The following is a 15,396-nucleotide window of genomic DNA, read 5'->3' on the forward strand; positions in this document are numbered from 1 at the left end:
CGAACGTCACAGGCCGAGAACGGCTTTGGCGATAAGGAAGTACAGGATCAGTCCGGTGGCGTCGACGAACGTCGTGATGAACGGATTCGAGAACACCGCCGGATCGGCGCGGACGGCGCGGGCGACCAGCGGCATCATGCCGCCGACGGTCGCAGCCATCGTGCACACGGCGAGCAGCGTCAGCCCGATGACCAGGCCGATGTCGTAACCGTAGATCGCGCCGGCCAAAACGTACGCGATCGCGCCGAGGAGAGCGCCGAGGAACATCCCCACCCGCAGCTCCCTGAGCACGACCCGCACGACGTCCCGAGAACCGATCTCGCCCAGCGCAAGTGCACGGGTGACGGTCGTGGCTGCCTGATTGCCCGTGTTGCCGCCGGTGCCGACCAGCAACGGCACGAACAGCGCGAGCGTGACGACCCCGTCGAGCGTGGATTCGAATATCTCGAGCACCTGCACCGTCAGCGTCGCACCGAGAGCGAGCACCAGCAGCCACACCACGCGGGAGCGGACGATGCGGCGCACCGGTGTGGTCAGATACGGCTGCCGGAGCGGTTCGGTGCCACTGATCCGGGCCTGGTCCTCGGTGTCGGCTTCCTCGAGGACGCGCAGCGCATCGTCCACGGTGACGATGCCGACGAGCCGGGTCTCCGCGTCGACGACCGGCAGGGCCAGATGTTTCACCTGCGCGCAGTAGCGGGCGGCGTCCTCGGCGGCCTCGGTGGCGAGGACCCACTCCGCCGGCTGCACGATCTCAGCGATCGTCGAGTCCGGTGACGCGCGCAGCAGGTCCCGGAGGCTCACGACCCCCACCAGGACACGGTGGCCGTCGGTCACCGGCAGGGTGTACACGGTCTCCGCGTCGTCGAGCCGGCGCGTCAGTCGCTCCAGCGTCGCGGCCACGGTCAGGTCCGGGTGGGTGGTGACCAGTTCGGTACTCATCCGACGTCCGATCGACCCCGCCGGATAGCCGAGGATCGTTGCGGTCAACGCGCGCTCATGGTCGGGCAGCCCGCGCAACAACTCGGTCGCCACCGCCGCGGGCAGCTCGTCGAGCAGCTCGACACGGTCGTCCGGGTCGAGACCCGCGAACAGCGCCGCGACATCGTCCTCCCGCAGCCCTTCGAGGAGATCACGCTGCAACGTAGGTGGCAGCGCCTCGAACACCGTCATCGCGAGGTCCTTCGGCAGGACGCGGTACAGCACGGCGCGGTGTGTGCGGTCGAGTCGCTCGAGGACATCCACCACCTGCACGGCGGTCAGGGGCGCGACGGCCTCGGTGAGTGCCGGCAGATCGGACGCAGCGACCGCCCGTTCGGCCACTCGGATCGGAAAATCGGTGTCGGACGCATCGATTCGGCTCATCGACTGCACCATAGCCCGCCGCCCGACATCCCGCCGGGCGTCAGGGCAACGACCACACCACCGTCGTGACGAGCCAGAAGACAACCGCCGCGGCCGCCAGGAACCCGATCGACACCGCCGTCCCGATGGCGTCGATGCGCCGCCCGGCGGGGCCGTCGGGCTCGAGCCAGAAGCGCAGCGCGCGGGTGACGATCGGCATCACCACGCAGGTCAGCAGGCTCACCGACGCGATGTTCCCGATCAGCAGACTCGCCCACAGCGGCGCGCCCGGCCACAGCTCGTCGATCACGACGGTGAGCACGACGACGAGCGGATAGAGCCCGACCAGCACCGACAGCGCGGTCTTCCACGACGGCACCGCGCTGCCCGCCGCCCCGCGCGTCGGGAACCAGGATCCGTACGGGTTCGGGATCGGGCCGACGCTGAAGTCCTGGAACGCCTTACCTTCCGCGAGCAGCGCCGCACGTTCCGGCGACTCGAGCCAGCGGTCGAGGTGCTCCTGCGAGTCGAACGTGAACAGGATCGTCCACTCGTTCTGGACACCCGGTATCGGCGCGTGCCGTTCCGAGCCGCGGAACCCGGGAAACCGCGTCTCCGCGTCGTCGATCCGCTGCTGCCACGCGAGGAACTCGGATTCACGCCCCGGCACCGGCGGGTGGGAGACGACGACGGTGACCGCCTCCGTCCCCGGTTCGCCGAGCAGGATGTGCTGCGTCGGAGGCGCATCGAACATCGTGCGCGCCCGCTCCACGAGGTCGCGCCGCCGGGCACTGTCCAACCAGCGCCGGAGATTCTCCAGCGAATCGAACAGGTAGACGACCGACCACGCACGCGTACCGCCGGCCGGCGGGTTCACGTCCGTTCCCAGGAAGCCCGCGAACGATGCTGCAGCCGAATCCATCTCGTCCTGCCACCGCCGGAAGGCGGCGTCCGAACCCGGCCGCACCAGATGCGTGACGACCACGGTCGCCGGTGAGCGGTGGCGGGCCGTGGCATCCCGGTCCGCCATGTCAGTATTGGTGTCTGTCCGGCGTCATGTCCGATTCGCCTCCGGAGCGTCGCGGTACACCTGGCCACAATTTACCCACGCGGTGAGGCTCCCCACACGGGATTACACCTGATCGTCGCCGTGACCTGCCCCTTTCCCGCATCTCGTAGCCGAATCGATTCCGCGCACGCCCTGACAGCCCCGGCACCGACGTGTCTACTGGGGGAACACCGACGAGTGGATCGAGGTGAGCGCAGATGCCGGTGTGGCGATTGCGAGACTTCCAGAACGACGACCTGGATCAGGCCATTCAGATCTGGGACCAGAGCAGGCCCCCCGGGTCGCCCGAGCCCGTCTTCACACTCGCCGAGGTGATGGCGGCCGCGCGGGCGGGCCAACCCGCGGTCGTCGCGGTCGTCGGGGACGAACTCGTGGGCATGGCGATGGCGCAGGTCCACGGCGAACGCGCGTGGATCCTGCTCGTCGCGCTCGGCTCGCGGTGGCGCAACCGCGGTATCGGCAGCGACCTGCTCGCCCATCTCGAGCGGCGGCTGCGCGCCGCGGGCGCACACCGGATCTCGGCGGTGCTGCCCGAGGCCGCCACCGGCACGGCCGCGTTCGAGCACTCCGGCTACCGGCGCCGCGACGGCCTCGTCTACTACGAACTGCTCGAGCCCCTGGGCCCGGACGAGACGCTTCTCAGCGAACTCGGCGGGCGCGTCATGCCGAGCGGCCTGTGGCAGAAGGTGTCCGGGATGGAGGCCGTCAAGGACGTCATCGAACTGCGAATCGTGTCGCCCCTCGAGCACCCGGACGTCGCGGACCGGTACGGCGTCACACCGCCCAAGGCCGTCATCCTGTTCGGGCCACCGGGCACCGGCAAGACGAGCTTCGCGAAGGCCATCGCCTCACGGCTCGACTGGCCGTTCGTGGAACTGTTCCCCTCGCGTCTGGCGGCCGCGGCCACCGGCGGGCTCGCGGCCTCCCTCCGCGAGGTGTTCGCCGATCTCGCCGAACTCGACGAGGTGGTGCTGTTCATCGACGAGGTCGAGGAGATCGCCAGTGCCCGAACCGGACTCCCGACCAATCCCGCGCACGGCGTCACGAACGAACTGCTCAAGCTGATCCCCGCGTTCCGGGAATCGGAACGACGCCTGATGGTGTGCGCGACCAACTCGGTGCACTCGCTGGACTCGGCGTTCCTGCGCCCCGGACGCTTCGACTACGTGATCCCCGTCGGCCCGCCCGACGCCCCCGCGCGCCGCGCGGTGTGGCGCCGGTATCTCGGCGAGTCGGCCGAGCACGTCGACCTCGACCGGCTCGCCGACGCCAGCGAGCTGTTCACGCCCGCGGACATCGAATTCGCGTCCCGCAAGGGATCCCAGGCCGCGTTCGAACGGGAGGTGTCGGAGCGAACGGGACGGCCGGCGACGACGGACGACTACCTGACCGCGATCGCCGACACCCGTCCGACGCTCACCTCCGAGATCCTCGCCGAGTTCGAGCAGGACCGGAAGCAGTTCACCCGGCTGTGAGCGGCACCGGTCAGCGCAGGTCGATGCCGAGCAGCGCGTCCACCGCGGTCGCGAGCGCGGCCGGCGCCGAGGCGTCCGGGCCGCGGTGGTCGACGGCCCGGCGCGCCCAGCCGTCGATCGCGTCGAGCGCCTTGGGGGTGTCCAGGTCGTCGGCGAGGTGCTGACGCAGCCGGGCGATCGTGTCGTCCGCGGACGGCGCCGACTCGAGCGCAGCCGCCTTGCGCCACAGCGCCAGTCGCGTCTGCGCGTCGGCGAGCACCTCGTCGGTCCAGGCACGGTCGGTGCGGTAGTGGCCGGAGAGCAGACCGAGCCGGATCGCGGCCGGGTCCACGCCCTCGCCCCGCAGCTTCGAGACGAACACCAGGTTGCCCCGGCTCTTCGACATCTTCTCGCCGTCCAGCCCGATCATTCCGGTGTGGACGTAGTGGCGCGCGAAACGATCTGTCCCGGTAGCGGATTCGGCGTGCGCGGCCGAGAACTCGTGGTGCGGGAAGATCAGGTCGCTACCGCCGCCCTGGACGTCGAAGCCCGAACCGATGCGGTTGAGCGCGATCGCCGCACACTCGATGTGCCAGCCCGGGCGGCCCGGACCGAACGGCGACGGCCACGACGGCTCACCCGGGCGCTGTGCGCGCCACACCAGCGCGTCGAGCGGATCCTTCTTGCCGGGACGGTTCGGGTCGCCGCCGCGCTCGGCGAAGAAGTGGTCCATGGTCCCGCGGTCGTAGCCGGACTCGTACCCGAACTGGCTGGTCGCGTCGGCACGAAAGTAGACGTCCGGGTACTCCGGGTCGTCGACGACGTAGGCCGCGCCGGACGCGACGAACTTCTCGACCAGCTCGACGACCTCGTTCACCGACTCGACCGCACCGATGTAGTCCCGCGGCGGCAGCACCCGCAGCGCCTCCATGTCCTCACGGAACAGCGCCGTCTCCCGCATACCGAGGACCACCCAGTCCTCGCCGTCCCGCTCGGCCCGCTCGAACAGCGGGTCGTCGACGTCGGTCACGTTCTGCACGTAGTGCACGTCGTGGCCCGCGTCCCGCCAGATCCGGTTCACCAGGTCGAACGTCAGATAGGTCGCGGCGTGACCGAGGTGCGTCGCGTCGTACGGCGTGATGCCGCACACGTACATCTTCGCCGTCCGGCCGGGGGTGACCGGCCGGACCTGCCGGTCCGCAGTGTCGTAGAGCCGGAGGGCAGGGCCCTGACCAGGCACGGACGGGACAGCGGTTTCGGACCAAGACTGCATGGCAACGAGCCTAGTGGAGAGCCGATTCCGTCCTCGCGGGCGGCGTCGCACGACGCGATCGAGCGCACCCCGGCGCCGCGCCCGTCGAGTCTCGTTGAGCGGGAAACCACACCATGGCGGTGTCGTGGCTCACTAGCTTTCGGGGCGTGACGATCCGAGACCACGCATTCCCGAACCTCCTGGCCCCCGGCAAGATCGGGCCCATCACGCTCGACAACCGGGTCGTGCTCCCAGCGATGGACATGAACCTGTGCGAGGACGGCGAGATCCACCAGGGTGACATCGACCACTTCGCCGCCCGCGCCGAGGGCGGCACCGGGATGATCATCACCGGTTGCTGCGCCGTCGCATACCCGGCGGGCTGCACCAGCCGCAAGGAGCCGGGCCTGTCCGAGGACCGGTTCATCCCCGGCCTGAAGGCGCTCGCCGACGCGGTCCACGAGGCCGGCAGCAAGCTGTGCGTGCAGATGACGCACCACGGCAAGGTCGCCCGGATCGACACCCTCGACGGCCGCCCCCAGCTGGTGCCGTCCATCCCGAAGCCGCCCGGGGACATGAGCGCGATGGCCGACTGCACCCCCGAGGAACTCCGGAAGATGGCTGCCATCCAGGAGGGCAAGAAGGCCACCTACCGCGAGGCCACGCAGGAGGACCTCGACTGGTTGGTCCGGATGTTCGCCGAGGCCGCGGGCCGGGTGAAGGCCGCCGGCGGAGACGCAGTGGAGATCCACTGCGCCCACAACTACGTCCTCGGCGGCTTCCTGAGCCGCTACTCGAACCAGCGCTCCGACGAGTACGGCGGGTCGCTGGAGAACCGGGCACGGCTGTCGTGCGAGGTCATCCGCGCGGTCAAGGACGAGGTCGGCGACAGCCTCGCCGTCATCGTGCGCCTGGCCGGTCAGGAATACGGCGAGTCCGAGGGCCTGACGCCGGACGAGGCCGCCCGCGCCGCCGCCATGTTCGAGCAGGCGGGCGCGGACGCCATCCACGTCACCGGCACCGCGCTCAACGCGTTCGCGAACTTCACCGACGGCCCGCTGCCCGACAAGGTCGGGTTTTACACCGACAACGCCGCCGTCGTGAAGCGTGCGGTGTCGATTCCGGTCATCACCGTCGGCCGCATGCTGCCCGAGGTCGGCGAGCAGATGATCTCGGAGGGCCGGACCGACTTCGTCGCGATGGGCCGCCAGTTGCTGGCCGACCCGGAGCTCGTCGACAAGCTGAAGGCCGGACGGTCCCAGCAGGTCCGCCCCTGCATCAACTGCTACGTCTGCGTGCAGGAGAACTTCTGGGACGACACCCCGCTGTGCGCCGTCAATCCGGCGCTCGGCAACGAGACGCTGCTGCCGTTCCCACCCACCACCGCACGCAAGCACGTGGTCGTCGTCGGCGCAGGCCCCGGCGGTCTCGAGACCGCCCGGGTGGCGACCGAACGCGGACACCGGGTCACCATTCTCGACAAGACCGACCGCCTCGGCGGAACGCTGTGGTTCTCCACCCTCACCACGCCCGACAACGAGCGCCTGCTGAACTGGCTCACCCACGAGGTGAAGCGCGCCGGCGTCGACGTCCGCCTGAACACCGAGGCCACCGCCGCGACGATCGAGGCCCTCTCGCCCGACGTCGTCGTGGTCGCCACCGGCGCGGTGCGCGCACGGCCGAGCGTGCCGGGCGGCAATCTGCCGCACGTGCACACCGGCGACACGCTGCGGGCCCTGATGACCGGCGCGGGCGACGTCTCCGACCAGTCGCTGTTCCTGCGGGTCGCCGGCAAGCTGGGCGGTCTCGTCGGAATCACCAAGAGCCCCGCCAAGATTCGCGACCTGAGCCGCAAGTTCCTCAAGTTCCTTCCGATGAGCAAGAACGTCGTCGTCATCGGCGGATCGCTCGTCGGCCTCGAGCTGGCCGAGTTCCTCGCCGAGCGGGGAAGCAACGTGACGCTCATCGAGGAGGGGCAGCAGCTCGGTGTCCCGATGGCGATGCCGCGCCGCTGGACCGCCGTCAAGCACGCCAACGAGCTGGGGGTGAAGATCCACCGCAACGCGACCGTCGAGCGCATCACCGAGAAGACCGTCGAGTTCACCGCCGGAGGCAAGACGCTGTCCGCGCCGGCGAGCCTGGTCGTGGTCGCGTCCGGCGTCTCCGCGGCGGCGCCGCTGGCCGACGAACTGGCCCGCGCCGGGGTCGACGTGCGCGTCGTGGGTGACGCCACCGAGGTCGACTACATCGAGGGCGCGATGCACACCGCGTGGAAGGTCGCCACCGAGCTGTAGGAGGCGACGGGGTCCCTGGCCGGCGTCAGAACGCCGGCCAGGGAATCGGCCGGGACCCGACCGGATGCGGCATCACCGGCGCCGCGAGGAGCGCCTTGGCGCGGGCCCGCAGCGCGTCGACCTCACGGCCGGTGACATGCTCGGCGAGAACGGCCGGAAGGTCGTCGCCTCCGAGCCGCTCGGCCAGAGATTCGATGTCGGCCATCAGGTCGTCACCGATCGGCATTCCCGCCCACCCCCACAAGACCGTGCGAAGCTTGGGTTCCTCGTGCAGGCAGATGCCGTGGTCGACGCCGTACACCGACCCGTCGATCCCCTCGAGTGCGTGACCGCCCTTGCGATCGGCGTTGTTGAGCAGAATGTCGAGCACCGCCATCCGCCGCAACCGCGGATCGTCGGCGTGGATCAGCGCTACCTCGTCGCCCTGGACGTCGAAGGCACGCAACACCTCGAGCCACCCCGGCGGCACCTCCTCGGGCGGGCAGATGTCCACCAGGTCGAGCTGTCCCCCGGACTCCGGGTGCCGGTCCGGCGTCTCGATCCACAGCTGGACCATGCCCGGACCGAGCGGACCGTCCCGCAGGATCGTGTGGGGAATGACGCCCCAGCCGAGCGCCTCCGAGATCAGATACGACGCGACCTCCCGGCCGGCCAGCGTGCCGTCCGGGAAGTCCCACAGCGGCCGCTCGCCACGAATCGGCTTGTAGACGCACCGCACCGATCGACCGTCCGACGACGCATCGCACACCAACGTCGCGTTGCTCGCGTGCACGATCCGGCCGACCAGCGTCAGCTCGCCCCCGGCAAGCAGTCCTCGCGCCGCGGGATCCAACGGGTCGACCGGCACCGTCGTCAGAGCTCTTCTCCGAACTCGACCGACGAATCGAATCCGGCGATACGCCGATAGCCGTTGGTGCGAATACACACATGCCCGTCCGCCGCGAGCGGTTCACCGCACAGCGGGCACGGCGCGCGTCCGGCGGCGATCACCCGCTCCGAGCGCAGCGCGAACTCGCGGGCCTGGATCGGGGTGAGGAACACCCGCACCGCGTCCGGCCCCTCCTCCGCATCGTCGAGGACGACCGACTCGTCGAACTCCGTCTCGCTCACCGCGAGCAACTCGACGACGACCGACTCCGCCTCGGCGTCCCATCCGAGTCCCATCGTGCCGACCCGGAACTCGATGTCGAGCGGCGTCACGAGAGGGCTCAGGTCACCGAGTTCGCCGGCCTCGGGTGGCACCGCGGTACCGAACCGTCGGTGTACCTCGTCGAGCAGCAGCCCCATGCGGTCGGCGAGCACCTGCACCTGCTGCTTCTCGAGCAGCACGCTCACCACCCGCGCGTCGTGGACAGCCTGGAGATAGAACGACCGGTCACCTGGCTCCCCGACCGTCCCCGCAACGAATCGATCAGGGGTGCGAAAAACGTGTATCGCGCGTGACATTGCACCTCCTCGAACTATGCGTACCGCTTCATTATCCGCCTACCGATCACGGCCCACCTCACCGCCGGGAACGGGTTGCTGCGGGTCGGCCGACCGGCCGCCGCCGTCCAGTCCGGCGAGATCGCTGCCGGTGTCGTTCATCCGCAGGACGAACGGTCTGATGTCGGTGTACCGGACCACGCTGATCGACGCCGGCTCGGTGACGATGCGCTGGAACCCGTCGAGGTGACTGCCCACCGCGTCGGCCAGAACCGACTTGATCACGTCGCCGTGGCTGCATGCGATCCACACCACGTCCCGGCCGTGTGCGTCGGCCAGCCGGCGGTCGTGGTCCCGGACCGCGGCCACCGCGCGCGCCTGCACCTCGGCCAGCCCCTCGCCGCCGGGGAAGACGGCCGCGGACGCGTGCTGCTGGACCACCTTCCACAGCGGCTCCTCGACCAGCTCCTTCAGAGCGCGACCGGTCCACTGCCCGTAGTCGACCTCCACCAGACGCTCGTCGACGCGCGGCTCGAGGCCACGGTCGACGGCGAGCGGAGCCACCGTCTGCTCGCAGCGCAGCAGCGGCGAGTGCACGATCTCCACGATCGCGAGCCCGGCCAGGCGATCGACGAGCCCCTTGGCCTGTTCGATGCCGACCTCGTCGAGCGCGACGCCCGGCGAACGGCCCGCGAGCGTGCGAGAAGTGTTCGCCGTCGAGCGCCCGTGACGCAACAGGATGACCGTCATGCGCCCCAGCCTAGTTCCGACATCGACCGGAAACCGGTCACGTCGCCGAGACGACGCCCGTGGCGAGCAGAACGAGCACGAGCGTGCCGAGGGCGATCCGGTACCCGACGAACCAGTACATCGAGTGGTCGACGACGAATCGCAGCAGCCACGCGATCGTGGCGTAGCCGATCGCGAACGCGATGAGCGTCGCGACGACCAGCTGCGCGCCCGACGCATTCAGTCCCTCACCGGCCGGCTCGAACGCATCCGGGAGGCTGAACAGCCCGGACGCGACGACCGCCGGAATGGCCAGCAGGAACGAGTACCGCGCCGCTGCCTCACGGGTGAGCCCCAGGAACAGACCCGCGCTGATCGTGCCGCCCGAACGGGAGACACCGGGAATGAGCGCCAGCGCCTGGGCCGAACCCATCACGATGCCATCCTTGGCGCGCAACTCCTCGATGGGACGCTTCTTGCTGCCGTAGCGCTCGGCGGCCGCGATCACCACCGCGAAGACGATGAGCATCGTCGCGATCAGCCAGAGATTCCTTGCGCCGGTACGGATCTGGTCCTTGAAGAGGAACCCGAGCACTCCGACGGGAATCGTGCCGATGATGACGTACCAGCCCATGCGGTAGTCGAGATCGTCGCGGAACTCGGCGCGGAAGAGCCCACGGAACCAGCCCGCGACGATGCGGCCGATGTCGCGCGCGAAGTACAGCAGAACCGCTGCCTCCGTGCCGAGTTGGGTGACGGCGGTGAACGACGCACCGGCGTCGCTACCGAAGAAGATCTCCGAGACGATCCGCAGATGTCCCGAGGACGAGATGGGAAGGAACTCGGTGAGACCTTGCACCGCTCCCAGCACGATCGCCTGGAGCCAGGTCATGGCCTCCCCGATCATGCGCGGAACTCCGGGCCACTCGGTGCGAGGGCGGAACGACGGATGAGGTTGGGGGCATCCGGATTACACACGTGTGGTCCAAGTTTCACCGGACAGACGGTACCCGGCGTGGCTGTTCTCGGCGCGCCGTGCGCACTACTAGTGTTCTTCCCGGTGGACGCAGTTCACCAACGAAAACATCCGGTGTCGAGACGTGGGCGGTTATGGAATACAGAGCGGTGGGAACGAGCGGGCTGCGGGTGTCGAGGCTCGGTCTGGGCACCCTGCACTGGGGACGGGACACCGACGGGGACGAGGCCGCCGCACAGCTGTCGGCGTTCGTCGACGCGGGCGGCACACTGGTCGACACCTCCCCCGCCTACGGCGACGGGAAGGCGCAGCGCATCCTCGCGGAACTGCTCGACGACGTCGTGCCGCGCGAGTACCTCATTCTCGGCGGCAGCGCCGGGATCAATTCCGCCGCCCCGTCCGGTCAGCGCGTGGACTGCTCCCGCCGCGGCCTGCTGACCCAGCTCGACGCGACGCTGCGCGAACTCGGTACCGACCACCTCGACATGTGGCAGGTCGCGACGTGGGATCCGCTGACTCCCGTCGACGAGATCGCCGCGACCCTCGACTACGCCGTGAGCAGCGGCCGCGTCCGCTACACCGGCGCGCGCGGATACCTGGGGTGGCAGCTCGCTACCGCGGCGGCGAACCAGGGCCCCGGCCGACTGGTGGCGACGCAGGCCGAGTACTCACTGCTGGCCCGCGGGGTCGAGGAGGAGCTGCTGCCTGCGGCCGCCCATCACGGCATCGGCGTGTTCGCCGCCGTCCCCCTCGCCGGCGGCGTGCTGACCGGCAAGTACCGCGACGGCATCCCCGCCGACTCCCGCGGGGCGGACGACACGCACGCCACCGAGGTCCGGAGCTACCTCACCGAGACGTCGGTGCGGGTGGTCGACGCGGTCCTCACCGCGGCCGACGGACTGGGCACGTCGCCGCTCGCGGTCGCACTCGCGTGGGCGCGCGATCGGCGCGGTGTCGCGAGCGCCGTGGTCGGCGCGCGTGACCTCGCGCAGCTCACGGGGGTTCTGTCGGCCGAGGACCTGGAGCTGCCGCCGGCGATCGCCGCCGCGCTCGACGACGTGAGCGCCTGATTCGATCGCGCGTCCAACTTTCGATTGATTTGCGGTGATTAGTGAGGACAACGATGCAGAGGGTAGGCTAACCTCGCAGCCATCGTGTTCGACGAAAATCATCGTGGAGGAGATCACATGGACGTGCTCGATCAGGGAACCGACGCCGGCGCGCTTGCCGGGTTCGCCGAGCGCATCAAGACCGAGACCGACGCGGCACACCGCGCGACCGAGCAGTCCCGCTTCGTCGGCGATCTCCTGGCCGGCAAGCTCACCAAGGAAGGCTACGCCGCCCTCCTGGCGCAGACGTACCTCGTCTACGAGGCGCTCGAGCGCGCCGGTGAAGCCCACGCCGAGGATGCCCTGGCCGCACCGTTCATCGCCGCGGAACTGATTCGACTGCCCTCGCTGGCCGCCGACCTCGAGTTCCTCCTCGGTCCGCAGTGGCGCGACGAAGTGGTCGCCACGCCGGCCACCGCCCGGTACGTCGCGCGCCTCGAGGAGGTCGCGTTCACCTCACCCGCCGACTTCGTCGCGCACCACTACCTGCGCTACATGGGCGACCTCTCGGGTGGCCAGATCATCCGCCGCATGCTCGAGCGCGCGTACGGCTACGAGGTGGACGGACTGCGGTTCTACATCTTCGACGCCATCGCCAAGCCCAAGGTCTTCAAGGACGAGTACCGGGCCAAGCTCGATCAGGCCCCGCTCAGCACCGAGGAGCAGGCGCGGTTCATCGCCGAGGTGAACCTGGCCTACGGACTCAACGGTGGACTGTTCTCCGACCTCGAAGCCGACATCGATCGTTACCTTGTGAAATGAGATCTTTCTCCCGACTCGCCGCCGCCGGGACTGCGGTCCTGGCGGCGCTGACCCTCGCGGCGTGCACCACGGTCACGACTGGCGACACCGACCAGCGCGGCCAGACCACCGCCGTCATCGCGGACCCCGATCCGCGTCCGATCACGAACAACCCGACACCGCAGTTGCCGGCCACCGTGCGCGGCTTCGACGGCGTCGATGTCACGGTCACGGACGTCAGCCGGATCGTCACCGCGGACCGCTACGGCACGCTCACCCAGACCGTGTTCGCGCTCGGCCTCGGTGACAACATCGTCGGTCGGGACACTGCATCGTCGTTCCCGGCCGCGAAGGACATCCCGAACATCACACCGGGCGGTCAGGCACTCAACGCCGAGGCGATTCTCAACCTCGCCCCCACCGTCGTGCTCACCGACACCAGCATCGGACCCAAGTCGGTGCAGGACCAGTTGCGCGCGGCCGGGATCCCGGTCGTGTACTTCGATCCGGCACGCACGCTCGAGGGTCTGCCTGGGCAGCTCACCGCGGTCGCGCAGGCGCTCGGCGTTCCCGCCGAGGGCGAGCAACTCGTCGCGCGCACCCAGAAGGAGATCGCCGACGCGGGGGCGTCCGTCCCGCAGGACGGCGACAAGCTCAAGATCGCTTTCCTTTACATGCGTGGACCGTCGATCACGATGCTCGCCGGTCCCGGATCGGGCGCGGATGCGCTGATCGAGGCCCTCGGGGCGACCGACGCCGGCACCGCCTCCGGCCTCACCAACGAGTTCGTGCCGATCACCAGCGAGGCGATGATCGCCGCGGCGCCCGACGTCCTGCTGATGATGACCGGCGGGCTGCAGTCCATCGGCGGGGTCGACGGTCTGGAGAAGGTGCCGGGTATCGCGCAGACCCCGGCCGGGCAGAACAAGCGTGTCGTCGACATGTCCGACACCACGTTGCTCAGCTTCGGGCCCAACACCGGTCAGGTCCTTGCCGCCCTGTCCGACGCGATCTACCACCCCAGCCCCGAATGAGCACAGAAATGACGACCCGCCCGCGGGTTCGCGCGGGGACGGTCATCGCAGGCCTGGCGATCCTGCTGGCCGTCCTCGCCCTGGCGTCCGCCTGCATCGGGCAGGTCCCGACCAGCCCGGCCGAGGTCCTCGGCAGCATCCTGCACCGCGTCGGGCTCGACATCGGCCCCATGCCGTCGCACCCGAGCGGGGAGGTGACGCTGTGGCAGGTGCGGTTCCCGCGCGTCGTTCTCGCGATCCTCGTCGGCGCCGCACTCGGCTGCTCCGGCGCCCTGCTGCAGGGCGTGTTCTCCAATCCGCTCGCCGAGCCCGGCGTGATCGGTGTGTCCGCGGGCGCCGCGGTCGGCGCCAGTGCGGTCATCGTCGTCGGTGGCGCGGCCACCGCCGGGCCGGCGGTGGCCGGTGCGGCGTTTGTCGCCGGGCTGATTACCACAACCCTCGTGTACTTGCTGGCGCGTTCGGAAGGCCGCACCGAGGTGGTCACCCTGGTGCTGACCGGCGTCGCGATCAACGCGTTCGCCGGCGGCCTGATCGCCTTCTTCACCTTCGTAGCGAGCCCCGCCGCCCGCGATCAGATCGTGTTCTGGCAGCTCGGCAGCCTCAACGGCGCCACCTGGAACGCCGTGGCGATCGTGGCACCGATGGCGATCGCGGGCATCGCGGCGGCGATGCTGATCGCGCCCAAACTCGATCTGCTGGCACTGGGCGAGAGCGCGGCCCGGCACCTCGGTGTGGACGTCGAGAAGCTGCGACTGATCGCGATCGTGATCGTCGCCGTCCTGGTGTCGTCCAGCGTCGCGTTCACCGGCATCATCCTGTTCGTGGGACTCGTCGTGCCCCACGTGATGCGCATGCTGGTCGGACCGGGACACCGCCTCCTGCTGCCGGCCAGTGTCCTCGGCGGCGCGATCGTCCTGCTCGCCGCCGACCTCGGCGCGCGCACGCTGGTGCCGAACGCCGACCTCCCCCTCGGAATGCTCACCTCGCTGGTCGGCGGACCGTTCTTCTTCTGGCTGCTGCGGCGCACGCGCTCGCGGCAAGGCGGGTGGGCCTGATGGCATCGCTACTCGAACGCTCGCGAGGCCTGTTCGGCCGACCCGACGACGTCCCGTCCCCCACCGACAGCGGCACGGTGACCATGCGCGCCGGCGACATCTGTGTCGAGCGTGGCGGCCGCACCGTCCTCGACCACGTCGACATCACGGTCCGGGCGGGCGAGGTGCTCGCGCTCGTCGGCCCCAACGGCGCCGGCAAGTCGACCCTGCTGGCCGCACTGTCCGGTGACCAGTCGGTGAGCTCGGGTGTCGTCGAACTCGACGGGAAGCCGCTGTCGGACTGGTCGCCGGGCGACATGTCGCGCCGGCGCGCGGTGCTGCCCCAGCAGCACACCGTCGGCTTCTCGTTCACCGCCCGGCAGGTCGTCCGGATGGGCCGGGCGCCGTGGCAGCGGACCCCGCGGTCCGCCGACGACGACAAGACGATCGACGACTGCCTGGACATCTGCGACGTCCGCCACCTCGCCGACCGGCCGTTCAGCGTCCTCTCGGGCGGCGAGCGCGCGCGGGTGGCGCTCGCCCGGGTGCTGGCGCAGTCCACCGAGACGGTGCTGCTGGACGAGCCGACCGCGGCGCTCGACCTGGGCCACCAGGAGGCCGTCATGCGGATCGCCTGCGACCGGGCGTCCGCCGGCGCCGCGGTGGTTGTCGTGCTGCACGATCTGGGACTGGCCGCCGCGTATGCGGACCGCATCTGCGTCCTCGAGAACGGCCGGGCAGCCGCCGACGGACCACCCGCCGAGATCCTCACGGAGGAGTTGCTCAGCCGCGTGTACGGGCACCCCGTCGAGGTGTTCGCGCATCCGCGGTCCGGCGCCACCCTGGTCCAGCCGCGGCGCGACGACCCGACCGCCAGCCGGCGGTGAATGTCGCGCGCCTCACTCGGGGGGTGAGTCGAATTCCGGCCGGTCCGG

14 protein-coding genes are annotated in these 15,396 nt (G+C 70.0%); 7 read left to right on the plus strand and 7 right to left on the minus strand.

Annotated elements, in window-relative coordinates:
• Window positions 1-6: 6 nt before the first annotated feature.
• A complete protein-coding gene (mgtE, locus tag ABI214_RS02295) occupies window positions 7-1,365 on the minus strand; it encodes a magnesium transporter (RefSeq protein ID WP_348605740.1) in 1,359 nt (452 codons plus the stop codon).
• 40 nt (window positions 1,366-1,405) lie between these two features.
• Window positions 1,406-2,374, minus strand: coding sequence for an antibiotic biosynthesis monooxygenase (locus tag ABI214_RS02300; protein ID WP_348605744.1), 969 nt, complete (start codon window positions 2,372-2,374; stop codon window positions 1,406-1,408).
• 236 nt (window positions 2,375-2,610) lie between these two features.
• Between ABI214_RS02300 and ABI214_RS02305 the strand changes: the two genes are divergently transcribed.
• A complete protein-coding gene (locus ABI214_RS02305; RefSeq protein ID WP_348605747.1) occupies window positions 2,611-3,888 on the plus strand; it encodes an ATP-binding protein in 1,278 nt (425 codons plus the stop codon).
• Between the two features lie 10 nt (window positions 3,889-3,898).
• On the opposite strand, the gene mshC is transcribed toward ABI214_RS02305, so the two are convergent.
• Entirely contained in the window at window positions 3,899-5,140 is a 1,242-nt protein-coding gene (mshC, locus tag ABI214_RS02310) for a cysteine--1-D-myo-inosityl 2-amino-2-deoxy-alpha-D-glucopyranoside ligase (RefSeq protein ID WP_348605749.1), read from the minus strand.
• 146 nt (window positions 5,141-5,286) lie between these two features.
• Here mshC and ABI214_RS02315 point away from each other — a divergent pair, with 146 nt between their 5' ends.
• Entirely contained in the window at window positions 5,287-7,413 is a 2,127-nt protein-coding gene (locus ABI214_RS02315) for an FAD-dependent oxidoreductase (protein ID WP_348605754.1), read from the plus strand.
• A gap of 25 nt (window positions 7,414-7,438) precedes the next feature.
• On the opposite strand, the gene ABI214_RS02320 is transcribed toward ABI214_RS02315, so the two are convergent.
• Genes ABI214_RS02320 through ABI214_RS02335 form a run of 4 tightly spaced genes read right to left on the minus strand, consistent with a single transcriptional unit; the run spans window position 7,439 to window position 10,471 of the window.
• A complete protein-coding gene (locus ABI214_RS02320) occupies window positions 7,439-8,260 on the minus strand; it encodes an SCO1664 family protein (protein WP_348605756.1) in 822 nt (273 codons plus the stop codon).
• A gap of 5 nt (window positions 8,261-8,265) precedes the next feature.
• Complete coding sequence (locus tag ABI214_RS02325; protein ID WP_348605758.1) at window positions 8,266-8,859, minus strand: DUF3090 domain-containing protein; 594 nt, start codon at window positions 8,857-8,859, stop codon at window positions 8,266-8,268.
• A 39-nt stretch (window positions 8,860-8,898) separates the two neighbouring features.
• Window positions 8,899-9,588 (minus strand): histidine phosphatase family protein, encoded by a 690-nt coding sequence (locus tag ABI214_RS02330; protein WP_348605760.1) that lies wholly within the window; start codon window positions 9,586-9,588, stop codon window positions 8,899-8,901.
• A 37-nt stretch (window positions 9,589-9,625) separates the two neighbouring features.
• Window positions 9,626-10,471 carry an undecaprenyl-diphosphate phosphatase gene (locus ABI214_RS02335; RefSeq protein WP_348611162.1) on the minus strand — a complete coding sequence of 282 codons (846 nt, stop codon included), beginning with the start codon at window positions 10,469-10,471 and terminating at the stop codon, window positions 9,626-9,628.
• Between the two features lie 206 nt (window positions 10,472-10,677).
• On the opposite strand from ABI214_RS02335, the gene ABI214_RS02340 reads away from it, so the two are divergent.
• From ABI214_RS02340 to ABI214_RS02360, 5 genes are all read left to right on the plus strand, one after another.
• Complete coding sequence (locus tag ABI214_RS02340) at window positions 10,678-11,613, plus strand: aldo/keto reductase (protein WP_348605762.1); 936 nt, start codon at window positions 10,678-10,680, stop codon at window positions 11,611-11,613.
• A gap of 117 nt (window positions 11,614-11,730) precedes the next feature.
• On the plus strand, window positions 11,731-12,414 hold the full coding sequence (locus ABI214_RS02345) for a heme oxygenase (biliverdin-producing) (protein ID WP_348605764.1): 684 nt from the start codon (window positions 11,731-11,733) through the stop codon (window positions 12,412-12,414).
• Entirely contained in the window at window positions 12,411-13,427 is a 1,017-nt protein-coding gene (locus ABI214_RS02350) for a heme/hemin ABC transporter substrate-binding protein (RefSeq protein WP_348605766.1), read from the plus strand. Before ABI214_RS02345 ends, ABI214_RS02350 begins: the two co-directional genes overlap by 4 nt.
• Window positions 13,428-13,435: 8 nt before the next feature.
• On the plus strand, window positions 13,436-14,482 hold the full coding sequence (locus ABI214_RS02355) for a FecCD family ABC transporter permease (protein ID WP_408586714.1): 1,047 nt from the start codon (window positions 13,436-13,438) through the stop codon (window positions 14,480-14,482).
• Window positions 14,482-15,348: a heme ABC transporter ATP-binding protein gene (locus tag ABI214_RS02360; protein ID WP_348605770.1), complete on the plus strand. Its 867-nt coding sequence runs from the start codon at window positions 14,482-14,484 to the stop codon at window positions 15,346-15,348. The genes ABI214_RS02355 and ABI214_RS02360 overlap by 1 nt, the downstream gene beginning before the upstream one ends.
• The last annotated feature ends 48 nt before the right edge of the window (window positions 15,349-15,396 follow it).

This window comes from Prescottella soli (genome assembly GCF_040024445.1).
Classification (GTDB): Bacteria; Actinomycetota; Actinomycetes; order Mycobacteriales; family Mycobacteriaceae; genus Prescottella; species Prescottella soli.

Excerpts from the sequence above, each read along its gene's own strand:
- mgtE (WP_348605740.1), bottom strand. The coding sequence starts at position 1,365 with ATGAGCCGAATCGATGCGTCCGACACCGATTTTCCGATCCGAGTGGCC.
- ABI214_RS02300 (WP_348605744.1), bottom strand. The coding sequence starts at position 2,374 with ATGGCGGACCGGGATGCCACGGCCCGCCACCGCTCACCGGCGACCGTG.
- ABI214_RS02305 (WP_348605747.1), top strand. The coding sequence starts at position 2,611 with ATGCCGGTGTGGCGATTGCGAGACTTCCAGAACGACGACCTGGATCAG.
- mshC (WP_348605749.1), bottom strand. The coding sequence starts at position 5,140 with ATGCAGTCTTGGTCCGAAACCGCTGTCCCGTCCGTGCCTGGTCAGGGC.
- ABI214_RS02325 (WP_348605758.1), bottom strand. The coding sequence starts at position 8,859 with ATGTCACGCGCGATACACGTTTTTCGCACCCCTGATCGATTCGTTGCG.
- ABI214_RS02330 (WP_348605760.1), bottom strand. The coding sequence starts at position 9,588 with ATGACGGTCATCCTGTTGCGTCACGGGCGCTCGACGGCGAACACTTCT.
- ABI214_RS02340 (WP_348605762.1), top strand. The coding sequence starts at position 10,678 with ATGGAATACAGAGCGGTGGGAACGAGCGGGCTGCGGGTGTCGAGGCTC.
- ABI214_RS02345 (WP_348605764.1), top strand. The coding sequence starts at position 11,731 with ATGGACGTGCTCGATCAGGGAACCGACGCCGGCGCGCTTGCCGGGTTC.
- ABI214_RS02350 (WP_348605766.1), top strand. The coding sequence starts at position 12,411 with ATGAGATCTTTCTCCCGACTCGCCGCCGCCGGGACTGCGGTCCTGGCG.
- ABI214_RS02355 (WP_408586714.1), top strand. The coding sequence starts at position 13,436 with ATGACGACCCGCCCGCGGGTTCGCGCGGGGACGGTCATCGCAGGCCTG.
- ABI214_RS02360 (WP_348605770.1), top strand. The coding sequence starts at position 14,482 with ATGGCATCGCTACTCGAACGCTCGCGAGGCCTGTTCGGCCGACCCGAC.